Annotated in this window: 16 protein-coding genes; 13 read left to right on the top strand and 3 right to left on the bottom strand. The window is 53.3% G+C overall.

From position 1 onward, the window contains the following. Position 1: 1 nt before the first annotated feature. From DF283_RS01180 to rpsP, 6 genes are all read left to right on the top strand, one after another. On the top strand, positions 2-331 hold the full coding sequence (locus DF283_RS01180) for a hypothetical protein (RefSeq protein WP_303672759.1): 330 nt from the start codon (positions 2-4) through the stop codon (positions 329-331). After that, positions 328-639: a hypothetical protein gene (locus DF283_RS01175; RefSeq protein ID WP_303672757.1), complete on the top strand. Its 312-nt coding sequence runs from the start codon at positions 328-330 to the stop codon at positions 637-639. The genes DF283_RS01180 and DF283_RS01175 overlap by 4 nt, the downstream gene beginning before the upstream one ends. A gap of 23 nt (positions 640-662) precedes the next feature. After that, positions 663-1811 (top strand): cytochrome b N-terminal domain-containing protein, encoded by a 1149-nt coding sequence (locus tag DF283_RS01170; RefSeq protein WP_303672756.1) that lies wholly within the window; start codon positions 663-665, stop codon positions 1809-1811. Between the two features lie 14 nt (positions 1812-1825). Beyond that, positions 1826-2254, top strand: coding sequence for a hydrogenase iron-sulfur subunit (locus tag DF283_RS01165; RefSeq protein ID WP_303672755.1), 429 nt, complete (start codon positions 1826-1828; stop codon positions 2252-2254). Between the two features lie 144 nt (positions 2255-2398). Further along, on the top strand, positions 2399-2863 hold the full coding sequence (locus tag DF283_RS01160) for a hypothetical protein (protein WP_303672754.1): 465 nt from the start codon (positions 2399-2401) through the stop codon (positions 2861-2863). A 74-nt stretch (positions 2864-2937) separates the two neighbouring features. Continuing rightward, a complete protein-coding gene (rpsP, locus tag DF283_RS01155; protein WP_333782272.1) occupies positions 2938-3255 on the top strand; it encodes a 30S ribosomal protein S16 in 318 nt (105 codons plus the stop codon). A gap of 91 nt (positions 3256-3346) precedes the next feature. Here rpsP and DF283_RS01150 read toward each other — a convergent pair whose 3' ends face one another. The 3 genes from DF283_RS01150 to DF283_RS01140 all read right to left on the bottom strand — a co-directional run bounded on the left by DF283_RS01150 (position 3347) and on the right by DF283_RS01140 (position 6445). After that, positions 3347-4297 (bottom strand): TolC family protein, encoded by a 951-nt coding sequence (locus DF283_RS01150; RefSeq protein WP_303672753.1) that lies wholly within the window; start codon positions 4295-4297, stop codon positions 3347-3349. Further along, positions 4294-5565 carry a hypothetical protein gene (locus DF283_RS01145; protein WP_303672752.1) on the bottom strand — a complete coding sequence of 424 codons (1272 nt, stop codon included), beginning with the start codon at positions 5563-5565 and terminating at the stop codon, positions 4294-4296. The genes DF283_RS01150 and DF283_RS01145 overlap by 4 nt, the downstream gene beginning before the upstream one ends. 304 nt (positions 5566-5869) lie before the next feature. Further along, positions 5870-6445 (bottom strand): molybdopterin-dependent oxidoreductase, encoded by a 576-nt coding sequence (locus DF283_RS01140; protein ID WP_303672751.1) that lies wholly within the window; start codon positions 6443-6445, stop codon positions 5870-5872. A 337-nt stretch (positions 6446-6782) separates the two neighbouring features. On the opposite strand from DF283_RS01140, the gene DF283_RS01135 reads away from it, so the two are divergent. The 7 genes from DF283_RS01135 to fliR all read left to right on the top strand — a co-directional run bounded on the left by DF283_RS01135 (position 6783) and on the right by fliR (position 13282). Then, positions 6783-7874: an LptA/OstA family protein gene (locus DF283_RS01135; protein WP_303672750.1), complete on the top strand. Its 1092-nt coding sequence runs from the start codon at positions 6783-6785 to the stop codon at positions 7872-7874. A 69-nt stretch (positions 7875-7943) separates the two neighbouring features. Next, entirely contained in the window at positions 7944-8663 is a 720-nt protein-coding gene (lptB, locus tag DF283_RS01130; protein WP_303672749.1) for an LPS export ABC transporter ATP-binding protein, read from the top strand. 9 nt (positions 8664-8672) lie between these two features. Further along, a complete protein-coding gene (locus tag DF283_RS01125; protein WP_303672748.1) occupies positions 8673-9806 on the top strand; it encodes an LptF/LptG family permease in 1134 nt (377 codons plus the stop codon). Between the two features lie 127 nt (positions 9807-9933). Continuing rightward, entirely contained in the window at positions 9934-11100 is a 1167-nt protein-coding gene (locus DF283_RS01120; RefSeq protein ID WP_303672746.1) for a DnaJ C-terminal domain-containing protein, read from the top strand. 291 nt (positions 11101-11391) lie between these two features. Then, the gene (gene fliP, locus DF283_RS01115; RefSeq protein ID WP_303672745.1) at positions 11392-12174 is read left to right on the top strand and encodes a flagellar type III secretion system pore protein FliP; all 783 of its coding nucleotides are present in this window, start codon (positions 11392-11394) and stop codon (positions 12172-12174) included. 12 nt (positions 12175-12186) lie between these two features. Further along, positions 12187-12468 carry a flagellar biosynthesis protein FliQ gene (fliQ, locus tag DF283_RS01110; protein ID WP_303672744.1) on the top strand — a complete coding sequence of 94 codons (282 nt, stop codon included), beginning with the start codon at positions 12187-12189 and terminating at the stop codon, positions 12466-12468. Positions 12469-12496: 28 nt separating this feature from the next. Continuing rightward, complete coding sequence (gene fliR, locus DF283_RS01105) at positions 12497-13282, top strand: flagellar biosynthetic protein FliR (protein WP_303672743.1); 786 nt, start codon at positions 12497-12499, stop codon at positions 13280-13282. Positions 13283-13297 lie beyond the last annotated feature (15 nt).

The following is a 13297-nucleotide window of genomic DNA, read 5'->3' as shown; positions in this document are numbered from 1 at the left end:
GATGCCTCGGTTGTCGCAGGAGTATGATTTAGGTCAGAAGCCTTTGAACAGGATGGCTTGGTGGTTCTTCTTTCTTTTGGCTACCTTCATCGCATCGCTGGGCTTTCAGACCTTTAGAATCTTTACCCTGGAACCCACCTGGCCAAACGCTGGCTTGTGGTTGCTGGTGATGGTGCTTCTGTTTCAGTCCATTGGCATTCTGGCTTACGACAGCTACGTTCAGGAAAAGCACAAGGGTAACGTGCAAAAACCGGTAAAGTTATTTGATTGGATGATTCGGAAAGGTTTCTTACTGAGAATCACTTCTGAGAAAAAAGGAAAGAATCAATGAATTCATCAAAAAACAATTGGAGAGATTTTCTCGCTCTGCTGATTGCCGTTGCCTCATTGTTCGGGTTATGGGTCATGTTTAACGCTGAAGGCAGTGTCTGGCTGGTCACCCTGGTTGGCGGGCATCCTCAGGAGATCCTGAATCCGCTGGCTATTTCCAAGCAGTTTGAAGCTGTGATCAAGCCCGGTTTGCAGCAGTACAGCCTTGCTATCGGGGTAGTGTTATTCGCCGTTAGTATTTCTTATATTTTGCTAGGTGCGCAGGAAGAGATTTCTACTGCGTTGGATGAGCCTAAAAACAAGCAATAGACGTGCTAAAAGGAGTTAAGCCCGTGTACACCGAACCATTACAGAATGCCACACTTTGGCTTGAGAGAGGTTTAAACAAACTTTTTTCTCAAAAGTACAATCCTTTTTACTATCACGGGGCTTTGCCCAACTTTTTTATCTGGGCCCTGTTTATTTCCGGTTTGCTGTTGTTTGCCTACTACCAGCCCACGCTGGCGACTGCCTATGCGTCCGTTCGCTACATTACCTACGAGTTGCCGTTTGGTAACTTGTTCCGCTCCATCCACCGTTATGCCAGCGATGGCATGATGATTTTTGTGATTTTGCACATGTTTCGGGTATGGTTCACTGATCGTTACCGGGAATACCGGATCGTCCCCTGGGTAACCGGCGTGGTATTGCTGATTATCACATTCATCGTGGGTTTGAGCGGCTATCTTCTGATCTGGGATCAGGAGGCTGTGACTTTGGCCAACATGACTTTCAACCTGGTGGGTAAAACCCCGTTTGTGGGAGCCGCTTTGGCTGAAGCCTTGATGGCTGGCAAGATGATTACCGACTATACCCTGACCCGCATGATGTTCCTGCACCTGGGTATTCCGCTGTTTATGATGTTCATGTTGTGGCTGCATTACCTGCGCATTACCCGCCCGGTTTCCGAACCGCCTTTGGCGCTGGTGGTCATGTTGTCCGGTGTGTTGTTCCTGTTTTCCGCCGCTTTCCCGGTGGAGCTGGGTGTTCTGACCAACATGTCGGATCCCGCAGCCGCTCCCTTGCTCACGGCGGTCAGTCCGAATGTCTACTTTGACCTGCTGTACGCCTGGCCTCAATATCTTGCGGCTCACAACGTGGCTCCCTTGCTGGTTGTGTTGCTGGTGATTGCGGTGCCGGTGGGCTTGTTGATTCTGCCTTACCTGCAAAAGAAAGCACTGCGCGATCAATTTGCTGTGGTTACCCGTGAAAACTGTACAGGTTGCTCGCTCTGCTACAATGATTGCCCCTATGAGGCCATCGAGATGGTGGATCGTGGCAATGATGGCACCCGCTTCAAGCGGTTGGCTGTTGTGGATCCGGGACGCTGCGCGAATTGTGGTCTGTGTGTAGGCGCTTGTGCCTTCAAGGCCATTGAAATTCCCCGCCGGGATACCAACAATGTACTGGCTGAGATTGAAGCCGCTCTGACAGTTTCTTAATAAGGAAATCGCTGATGACTACTGAGAATCCCAAATTGATTGGCCTGGTCTGCGAGCGGAGCGTGGACTTTAAAGGTCACCTGGACGATGAAGGCAACATGCTGGATCATCCATCTGTCAAAATCATCCGCGTTCCTTGCAGCGGCCAGATTCAACCGGTTATGCTGGAAACGGCCCTCAAGAACGGTGCCAACGGTACTTTTGCCCTGGGTTGTCGTATGGGCGATTGCCACTACCGCGAAGGTAACAAGTTTTGCCGGGATCGCCTGATTGGCAAACGCATGCCCAAGTTAAAGCCCAGCGTGGATAAGCGTCGGGTGCAAGGCTACTGGCTATCGGCAGTTGAGTATGACAAGCTGAGCGAGCTGGTGGGGCAGTTTGTGGAGGACTGCAAGTCTTTACCCGCCCCGGAAGTAAAGTCCACCGCCAAGGCCGCCAAGTAGCCAGAGGAAGAGATTGAAATGGAAGATCGCAAGGATATTTCTCTATTTATCAAATACGTTTGGTTTTATCTCTTCTACTTTGCCCTAATACTATTGATCGCTAGCTTTGGTATTATTGCAGAGAGTTAGTAGGAGAGATTGATCATGTCTAATCACCCGGAGCATCCCGAAGAGCATCATTTTGACGTCAGTACCGCTGGCGGTCGTTTTTCGTGGTTTTTCAAGGAGTTTTGGCCCATCATTTTGCCAGCTTCTTGTTTTCTGTTAATGAACGCCATTCCACTGACCCTGTCCGGCATGATGCACAACTACTTCAGCGCATCGGATGTGGTTTGGGGTGGTTATGGCTTGTTGTTGATTGTTGAGTTTCTGGTGGCGGTGGCCATTGTGTGTCTGGTTCCTCACTTGCTGGGGGCTTACATGCTGCTGTTGTCCATTTATGGTTTGGTGACCGCTGAGAACGGCCACGCCTGGACTGCTGGATTTATCAGCGACGGTCACAATACCTGGATGATCAACACCATTTCCATTCTGTTCCTGACCTATGTGGCCATTGGAAATCTGGTGTTTCTGAATGCCCTGCGCAACCAAAGAAAAAGTCGCTTGTAACTCAAAACATCTTTGTGCTACAAATGTACCTTAAATAGTGTGTCCACGTGTATAACTAGGAGATTCCCCGATTTATGGTTAAGATTCGTTTGAAGCGTCAGGGTCGCAAACACCGTCCCTTCTACCGGATTGTGGTTACTGATATTCGTAATCGCCGGGATGGCGCGCCTTTGTCTGAGTTGGGGTATTACAATCCAATCTCCAAAGAGTTGAAACTGGACAAGCAAGCCGCTATGGACTGGATCCGTAAAGGCGCTCAACCCAGCGACACCGCTAAAAAGCTGATCGAGAAAGCCGATGACAATGGCAACCTGATCAAGCTGGAAGTGGTCAAGCGTGACAAGCTCTCCAAGAAAGCCGCCGAGAAGGCCAAAGCAGCCGCTGCTGAGTAAGCTGTCGCATTCTCAGGTGGTTTTTGAATAATTTAAAAAGAGGTCAGTATTGACCTCTTTTTGTATTCTGGTTGATTCTGGTTTTGTGAGCTTACAGTTTGGTGCTTGCACTCTTTTTTGAAGTCTGCTCCAAGGCAGAAATGGCGGCAGGGCCGACGAGTCCGCTGAGGGCCACCCGGCTGCTGTTGTAATTTTGTTCCGCGGTTTGCACTTCCTGTCTGGCCGATTCAACAAGGGATTGCATGAGTGGCTTGAGCGCCTCTGTGGTATTGTTGCTGCTTTCGGCCTGATTGCCGTGCTTTTCAATCATCTGCTCAGCCTCTTTGGCCAGTGCCAAGCGCTCCTTGGCGTGTTTATAGTTGTAATATAGGGTGATGAGCTGGCTTTGTAATTCCTCGACCTCTTTGGCCAAAATGACCATGTCGGCGTCGGTTACTCTGGACAGTGCGGAGTCGGAAGGGTTCCCGGCCATCATGTCCTGAATCATACCTGAGCCAATCAGTCCGGCGGGAGTGCCGGTCCACATGCTGCCTGCCACGCCGCCCAGGTGTACCAGACTGCCGATCATGCGTTTGGAGAAGTTATCGGCTTCCACGGGTTTACCGGTGGCATCTCGGCGAGAGAGTTTTTCTATGGCGTAGCGAATGGTTCCGCTGCGTTCCACGGCGGCTTCCCACAGCATGCCAATATCGGTCAGGGCCAACTCTTCATCATCCCGCACTTCATTGTAAATACCCTGATCTTCTCGCTGAATCGAGTCCGCCGTTTGATTCATCTGCTTGCGGACTTCCTGATCCAGTTTCAGTGCCGCTTCTGTAATGCTTTTATGGGTTTCCTCATCAATAACCGGTTTGGGCTCTTTTCGATGGGAGGCGGGCTTGGGTTTATTGGCCGCCGCGCTGCCGGTGGGAGAGGCCGTGGTTTTCTTGGCTTCAGGCTGTGCGGGTTTGGCGGCTTGTACAATGTTGCCCTGTGTCAGGCACAACAGGAGCAGGCTGTGAATGAGCCAGTGTTTGGGTTGTGAGGCTGGGTGCCCGTTCATTGCAGTCCAATCTCTCCTGTTTGGGCGTGATCCTCAATCAGCGAAATGGCCTTGGGGAGTTCCAGCGTGTGATGGGCGTCACTTTCATTGAGTTGTGGCCCAATTTCCATGGGCTGGAGCGGTTCGTTGTTTTGTGGTTTTTTACGGGTGTTTTGCTTGGGCATGCGCACTTTGGCTGGCGGTAGTTCGGGGCCAATAAGCTCGCCGGTTTTGGCTGTGCTGCTTTGCAGCACGCTTTCCATGGGAGAGGGGCCAATGAATTCCTCACGCTTCAGTTCTTTTATGTTCAGGCTGGCCGGTTCAATGGTCGGGGTGCTTAGGGCTGTGGCTGCGGACTCTGGCACGTGTACGGCCAACTCCAGTCGCTGGACCGCTTCCGGGCCAGCCAGTCGCTCCAGTTGTAGCCGGTTTAGCTTGGCCTTTTGCCGCAAGGCGGTTTCACTCAGCAGAGACTGATAATAGGCGGACCCTGCCGCCATAATGGCCAAATCATTCTTGGAGGCCAGCGCTTTGGAGTACAACAGGTTGTTTTTGGTGGTAATGGCGTGGCTTTGAGCCAGATTTTGCAAGGTGTTCTTGTAATCCTGGTAATTGTGGATAAGCCGGAGCTTGAGTTGATCGATCAGTCCGGCCAGCTGAATTTGCTCCGTGGCGGATAAGCTGTTGGGGTTGATCTGGGTTTTACCATTCACCAGATTCTGTAGGGCGTTACCCACGGCCATGCTGCCCATGTTCTGGTACATGCCGCTTCCCGGCAGCATGGCTGGCACCATGGTGGCCCCGGATATGAGCATGTTCAGGGTTTTGGTCATAAACCGGCTGGATTGCTTGTTTTGTAAATCAGCCGGGGTGGCCAGTTTTTCCAGAGAGAACCGGATGACCGGGTTCTTTTCCACGGTGGCTTCCCACAAGGATTCCAAATCGGCCTCGTCGATTTTTCGCTGGATTTCTATCAGGTTCTCCACCTGTGTGGCTTTAATCTGGGCGCTCAGGTCGGTGTCCAGCATTTCCACCTTGGGGGTGGCGTGCAATACCGGGGTCTGCACGGCGGATAATGCCACCGGCTCCAGGGGGTCATCAGTGCTGGTGACGGCCTGTTCCACCAAACGCGCGTTAATGGTTGCGATGGGGGGCAAAAAATCCCGTGAAGTGGTGCCAGCGGCCTGTACAGGGCTTGCTGAAAGGGTGCCTGCGGCAACAGTGACTGCCAGCCCAATGGCCAGCTGTTGTCTAAAAGCCCAGGATGCCGACGGCTTATGATGCTTCATGGTGTGATTTGCCTTGTTGTTGCTGGCCTGTGCCAATGAGAACCCTATAAGACATTATCCCAATAAAACCAGGGTATGGCGACCAATTTCTGAAGGGTGGATGAAAGTTTGTAAAAGTTAACACGCCTCAATCGCATATTATACATTTTGCAAAGTGCTAACCCTGAGCAAGGACGATATGAATGCTGTTCGGTTCCCTAAAGGGGCTGTTGGCAAAGATTCCGTTCCGGTCGTCTGCTGCGTGGGTGCCCTGCTTCCGCTTGGTGGGCCCACCGGCCTGAAGGCTGTCCGACCAGTCTGTGGGCTACCACTGCAATACTTCGCCCGGTGCCTGAATGGTTTCCATCCGCTGGAGGTCGCAGGCGTAGTAGCTTCCCGGCTGGATCAAAGCGTCGGGAGGATAGCCCTTGTTGGCAAAGTGGCCTTCGCCGCTCTCGGCAATTAGCTCCAGTTTTGTCAATTGCCCAAGGCCTTTGTGGGCGTAGCGGTCAAACACCATCAGGCGCAGTGGCCCGCCATGAGTGGCTGGTAGCCCTTTCCCCCGAACCCGCAGGCAGAATAGGGCGCGTTGCGCGTATAAATCTTTCAGGGCAATGTACTCTACCTGGCCGCAGGCATTGGTTTGTTTCAGGTATTGCGCTTCCGGTAGCGGGACAAGCCGGTGCAGCAATTCCTGCACCACAAACCCTTCCCAGGTATCCCGGTAGGTGTAGCCGTCGGCAAACACCAGTCGCCGGTTTTGCTGGATGCGGGTAAACTGGGCGAAGTCTTTTAAGGTAAATCGCTGGGGTTTTTCAACCAGGCCGTCGACTTCCAGTTCCCATTGGTTGCTGTTCACGGGGTGAAACCCATCCAGATAGCTGGCGGGCCACTTGTCCAAAGTCCCCTCGGGGGAGTGGCCCTGGGCAGTCGCGGTCGGGAGTAGGGCAGTATTATTTTGCTTGTGAAGACTGTAAAACATAGTTTCCATTCTAACATACGGGTTTTTGCCATGCGGTTTTTGCCAGAACTGGCCCCATTATCCCTTTGGACAGCCTCATCGGCCGGTGCTTGACGCGGGACGCCCTGCGTGTGCCGAGGGCCTTGGGTTGCTTTTTTCAAATTGAGCGGTTTGTTCTATCATAGTGGAGAAGAAAGTCGTACCATAGAAATGCCCTTTTCTTTTGGTTAATCCCCTGCAGGTGTTTATGAATTACTTTGTATATAAAAGAGCTGCCGTGGTAGCTTTTGCGGCCCTGTTATCCCCCTGGATTCTGGCCTCCTCTGCCACCTCCGCCATTACCCCGGATACCAGCAGCATCCGTATGACCGCTGACAAGCAGTCCTACAATCTGGAAAGTAAAAAATATATCCTGAGTGGACGGGTCACAGTGGCCTTTCAGGATATGAAAATCACCGGCAGCCGGGCCGAAGTGGATATGGACGAGGCGGGGAAGCCGCAGGTGGCCAACTTCTTCAACCGGCCCGCCTTTAAGCGTATCAAGCCCAGCGTGGGCGAAGATAGCGTGGTGGGTGATATCATCAAAGTTTATCTGGCGGAAGACCGCTACGGGGCTTTGGGCAATGTGGTGTCCCACATCGCCACGGTGGCCGCCGATCCGTTCCTGATTCGCTCGGATGTGCAGGAGTTTGACAATAAAAACAAGGTGGTTTCCGCCAGCGGGAACGTCAAGGTGGATTACAAGGGCTCCCAGGCCTTTAGTTCTCTGGCCAACGTGCGCATGAAGCCAGATGGCAAGGCCGAGCGCGTTATTTTTTCCGGCGGGGCTAAAATCAAGCAGGAAAATAGCGTCATTAACGGCGATCGGATTACTGTTATGGTGGATTCGGGCAACATGATTGCCGAGCATAATGTCACCACCAACGTTGACCTGAAAGAAGAAGCGGCCAGCCCCAAGCCCGCTGGCCCGGTGGCGGCACCCAAACCCCGCAAAGTCATCATTACTTCAGACTATCAGCAGTACGACAAGTCCTCGGACATTATGATCGCTAGTGGCCATGTCAAAATTATTTATGATGACTATGTGGCCGTGGGCCCCAAGGCTACTTTTAAGCTCAAGGGCAACGATCTGGATCGTATTTTCCTGACCGGGCGGCCCACCATTACCGAGCCGGGTCGGGTGATTACCGCCGATAAAATCACCATTACCACCAACCCCAAAAACTTTGACGCCGTGGGTAACGTCAAGGTGAACTTTAAATCTACCAAGCCGGTCCAACCGGCTACCGCTACCCCCGCTGGCAAAGGCGCGGGTGCTGCTGGCGGTGCTGGAAAGTCCCTGCCCTCGGATGATTCATCGGACTATTAACTACGTCGGGTGATGTTTTCTCCGGTCGGTTCTCCGTTTTATCTGCTTTAGTTTGGAACGCCACACACCATGCCTCTCATCGTCGAACACCTCCGTAAAAGCTATGCGGGCCGCCCTGTGGTGAATGATGTCTCTTTCGATATCAATCCGGGAGAGATTGTGGGCTTGCTGGGCCCCAACGGCGCCGGTAAAACCACCACGTTCTACTCGGTGGTCGGCATTGTCAAGCCGGATGCGGGCTTGGTGTCCCTGGATGGGCAAGTCATGTCCGATTTGCCCATTCACGAGCGGGCCCGGGCAGGCATTGGCTACTTGCCGCAGGAAACTTCTGTGTTTCGCAGCCTGAGCGTGGAAGAAAACCTGGCCCTGGTGCTGGAGTTTCAGCCCCTGACCGCCAAGCAACGCCAGCAACGCATTGATACCCTGTTGGAGGAGTTCAGCATCAGCAAGCTGAGAAGTGCTTCGGTTATCAGCCTTTCGGGTGGGGAGCGCCGACGGGTGGAGATTGCCCGGGCCATTGCCACCAACCCCAAGTACCTGTTGCTGGATGAACCCTTTACTGGGATTGATCCCATTGCCATTCAGGACATTCAAAAATTGATTGTGCTGTTGAAAGAGCGTGGGCTGGGCGTTTTGCTGACCGACCACAACCCGCGGGCCACCCTGTCGGTGGTGGATCGGGCCAATATTATTCACGATGGCCGGTTGATTTTCTCTGGTACCAATGTAGAAGTCGCTCAAAACGACATGGTTCGCCGGACTTATCTGGGCGAAGATTTCAGCTTGTAGGAGAGTCTCGTGGTCAAAGTGTTCAAGCGTTTCTCCCTACTGGACTGGTATCTGTGCAGCCAGTTGACCTTGATTATCCTGTTTGCGGTGGTCTTGTTCAGCATCATCTGGCTGGCCCCGGAGACCCTGTTCAAGCTGACCCAGTATGTATTTGGCGGTGACATCAATCCCGCCCAGGGTGCGCTGATGTTCCTGCTGCACGTGCCTCAGGTCTTGCCCCAAACCATTCCGGTGGCCGTGCTGTTGGGCACCATTATTTTGTTTCAGCGCTTAAGTCAGAATTATGAGCTGGTGGCCCTGTTGGCCAGCGGAATCAGCCCGGCCCGAATCCTGCGGGCCGTGTTGTGGGTGGGGCTGCTCTTTGGGGGGCTTCACGCTGTGGTTAACGAGTGGGTGATCCCTCAAACCGCCCCGGTGCTGGAAAAGTACTACACCGACGCCAATTTGAAAGACATTCCCGATCGCAATTTTTTGTTTGTGGAAAAGAATCACGACAAAAAACTGAGCAAGTTTTTCCTGATTGGCCAAATTCAAAAAGCGGCCCTCTCGGATTTCATCATCCTTTACTATGTGGAAACCCCGCAGGCCGGGGTGCAGATCTCTCGTATTATTCGGGCTGACAGTGGCCGCTGGGTGCCGGATCGCCACCAGTGGGAGCTGAATAACGGCATTGAGTACGTGTTGGACAGCGAAGGGGTGTATCAGGATATTCGTCCTTTTGCCCAGCAGCAGGTGCGTACCAACAAATATGCGTCTATTTTGCTGGATTACACCCGGCAAAACCCCATGATCATGCCCTGGGGCCAGCTTCGCCAGTACATCAAACTCATGAGAGAAGGCGGGCAGCTTCAGGAAATTCCCTTCTTTGAAGTGCGCTCCTGGCAGAAGTGGTCGGCCCCGGTGGCTACCCTGATATTTGCCTTACTGGGTGCCCTGCTCGGTATGGAGCGGGTGCGGGCCAGCCGAGTGTACGGGTTGCTGTTTGGAGTCGTGGTGGTCTTTTTCTACAGCATTCTGGTACCGTTTTCCGGCAGCTTCGGATCTTTGGATCTGGTGGCCCCCTGGCTGGTGGCCTGGATTCCACTGTTGGTGGCCGTGGCCATTACCTTTCTCTTGCGAAGCCTGCGACCGCAGCAAGGCTGAGCCATCCCGTTTTTTCTACGGCAGTTTGTCAGCACCCATTTGCCTGAATCTCGTCCGGCTGGATATGGTGAGGGGGCCCACACTTGCTCTAAAATAGAAGAGCCGAGGGAAAGTGTGAAGTGTTTGCATGGCCAGTTTTAAAAACTACTATCTGATTTTGGGGGTGGAGGCCTTTGCCGATGTCGATGCCGTGCGTAGCGCTTTTCGCAAGCTGGCCCGTCAGCATCACCCGGATCTCAATGCGGGCAACGCCCAGGCCGAGGAGCGTTTTAAGGAAATTAACGAGGCCTATGAGATTTTAAGCAACCCGGAGAAACGGGCCATGCACGATGCCAGTCTGCGGGCCATGAAGGGTAATGCGGGGGGCAATCCGGCGGAGGGCAAGGCGGCTTACAGCAAGCAGGGCGATCAAACGCCCAAGGGGAAGGCCAGTCCCCCGCCCGCTTCTGAAAAAAAGGCCCGGTCGGAGTCCGCCCCGGACTCCGCCGCGTCCACTGGCAAGCAAGCGGCGAATAAAGCCGAGCCGGGCAAGGACAAAGGCAGCACTACCTCCATTAATGACCTGTTTGAGTCCTTTTTGAAGAAGGGCTTTCAGGAGAAGTCGGCCAAGGCTGCCAATGCGGCAGAGGGCGTATTTAGCGCCAAAAAAGACAGCGGCAAAAAGTCTGAAGCACCTCAACGGGGCGAGGATGTGCAGGTGAAGGTCGCCATCACCCCGCAGGAGGCCATGGATGGGGTGGTGAAAACGGTCAATGTTCAGCACAATGAAATTTGCCGCCGCTGTTCCGGGACAGGCAAAGTGAACGGTCTGGTGTGTACCGCCTGTGGCGGGGATAAAATTCTGGTGCGCCTTAAAAAAATCGATGTGCGCATTCCCGCCGGGGTAAAAAACGGTTCCCGGGTGCGGGTGGCCAAAGAAGGGGGCCGTGGCTACGGCGGGGCGGAAAACGGGGATCTGTTCCTGCAAATTGAAATCAGCGTGGATGCGGGCTTGCGCATTGAAGGGCTGGATGTTTACGGGGATGTGGTGATAGCGTTGACGGATGCGGTGCTGGGCTGCGAAATCGAGGTTTCCACCTTGCATGGGCCAATGAAGATGACCGTGCCGCCGGGCACTCAGCCGGGCAAGGTGTTTCGACTGAAGGAGCGTGGGGTGCAAAGCGGCCTGACCCAGGGGGATCATTATGTCACCGTCTCTGTAGTGGTGCCGGATGCCTTGTCCGCTCGGGAGAAGGAGCTGTATCAGGAGTTGGCCCGTTTGCGTCCTGAGAAATCCCACTCCAAAAAATCTTAAAACGTGTTGGCAGGGCAGCCTTGCCAACACGTTTCTAAAACTGCGTGCAGCTCAAACAAACTGTGGAACTGCTTTGGGCAAAGTTGCCCAGCGTCTATCTTTAACTCGCTGTATTCATACAGTTACAAACGTGTGGTGAAAGCTGCCCTGACAAACGGTTTGGGGCCTGACGCTCCAGCCCGGAAGGGCCCCAAACCGACCACCCACAGCCTCCACCGTTTGGATGATGTTCACCGCCCCCAAAACCTCCATACTGTGGAGGAACGTGGTGAAAGTGTGGAGTTAGACCGGATGACCGGCTTAGGCATCAGGGCAGTTTGTGGATGGAAAACGTGGGCGCTGTTATTGGCAGGGCTGGCACTCGCTGGGCTGCTGGCCTCTCCGGCCATGGCTCAGGTGGGCATTCCCACCGTGGATATTAAAGTGGGCTCGGCCACCAACCCGCAGGAGGTCAGCAAGGGTCTGCAAATATTGGTGTTGTTGACCGTCCTGACCCTGGCTCCCGCTATTTTGGTGATGGGCACAGCCTTTACCCGGATTGTGATCGTATTATCTCTGGTTCGGCAAGCCATTGGTACGCCTCAGTTGCCGCCCAGTCAGGTGATTATTGGATTATCCCTAATCCTCACCTTTTTTGTGATGTCGCCCACCATCGATCGGATCAACAAGCAGGCCTTTCAGCCTTATCTTAAAGGTCAAATGCCGCAGGAGGAAGCCTTGACCAAGGCTATGGTGCCCGTGCGAACCTTTATGTTCAAGCAAACCGCTCCCAAGGATCTGGAATTATTTATGGGGCTGGCCAAACTGAAAAAGCCCAAAAACCGGGGGGAAGTGCCCACCTATGTGTTGCTGCCCGCCTTTACCATCAGTGAGTTGAAAACTGCCTTTCAGCTGGGCTTCATCATCTTTCTGCCGTTCTTGATTATCGATATGGTGGTCTCCAGCGTATTGGTGTCCATGGGGATGATGTTCCTGCCGCCCGCCACCATCGCCCTACCCTTCAAGCTGGTGCTGTTTGTGCTGGTAGACGGCTGGCATCTCATCTCTCAATCTCTGGTCAGTGGGTTTGGATAGGAGAGAGCGCCGATGACGGAAGCCGCATTTATCGATCTCCTGCAGAATGCCCTGTGGCTGATTATTTTGCTATCCGCGCCCATGTTGCTGGTGAACCTGATGGTGGGGGTGGCCATTTCCATTTTTCAGGCGGTCACTCAAATTCAGGAAGCCTCGTTGTCCTTTGTGCCCAAATTGCTGGCCTCGTTTCTCATTTTGATATTGGCCGGGCCGTGGATGACCCAGATGGTGTTGGATTATTCCAACCGGATTTTTGACACGCTGGTGACCGTGGCCAAAACCCCCAAGCAGTAACCGTAACGCCTTCAGGAGATGAATTGGTTTGGATTTGAGCCTGCTAACCTTAAATACCGTCATCGCCTTTTTGCTGGTGCTGTTTCGCATTACCGGCATGCTGGTCAGCGCGCCGCTGTTCAATATGCACAACATTCCAGCGCAGGTTAAAGTGGGCTTTGCCGTGGCCATGGCTCTCATTCTGTTTCCCCTGCACTCGGCCCATCTGGTTATTCCCAAGGATCTCATCCAGTTTTCCCTGTTGGTCCTTCAGGAAAGCGTTCTGGGCATTTTAATCGGCTTTACGGCCAATCTGGTGTTTATTGCCCTGCAAGTGGCCGGAGAGTTTTTCAGCATGCAAATGGGCCTATCCATCGCCAATTTGCTGGACCCGGTCACCAATACCCAATCAGCCGTGGTGGGACAGTTCTTTTTCTACTTTGCGGCCCTTCTGTTTTTAAACCTCAACATCCATCACGCCCTCATTGCCGGGGTAGACCGTAGTTTTAATGCCATCCCGCTGGGGCATTTTATCGGGGAAGGGAATTTGACCGGAGGGTTGATGGCGGAGCGTTTTATCAAGCTCAGTAGCGATATGTTTATTATGGCCATGATGATTAGCGTGCCGCTGATGTCGATTCTCATCTTGCTGGAAATTGCCCTGAGCTTTGTGGCCAAGGTCATGCCGCAAATGAATATTTTCATCGTGGGCTTGCCGGTCAAGGTGGGCGGTGGTTTGTTCGCTATGATGGTCAGCCTGCCGTACCTCAGCAGTTTACTGGGTGATCAGTACGCCACACTGATCAAAGTCCTGCTAAACCTGTACAAGACCTGATGGGGGTAGGCTAGT

The organism is Vampirovibrio chlorellavorus (assembly GCF_003149375.1).
Lineage (GTDB): Bacteria > Cyanobacteriota > Vampirovibrionia > Vampirovibrionales > Vampirovibrionaceae > Vampirovibrio > Vampirovibrio chlorellavorus_B.
The sequence above is the reverse complement of the archived record's forward strand: the minus strand, read 5'-3'. Positions and strand labels throughout refer to the sequence as shown.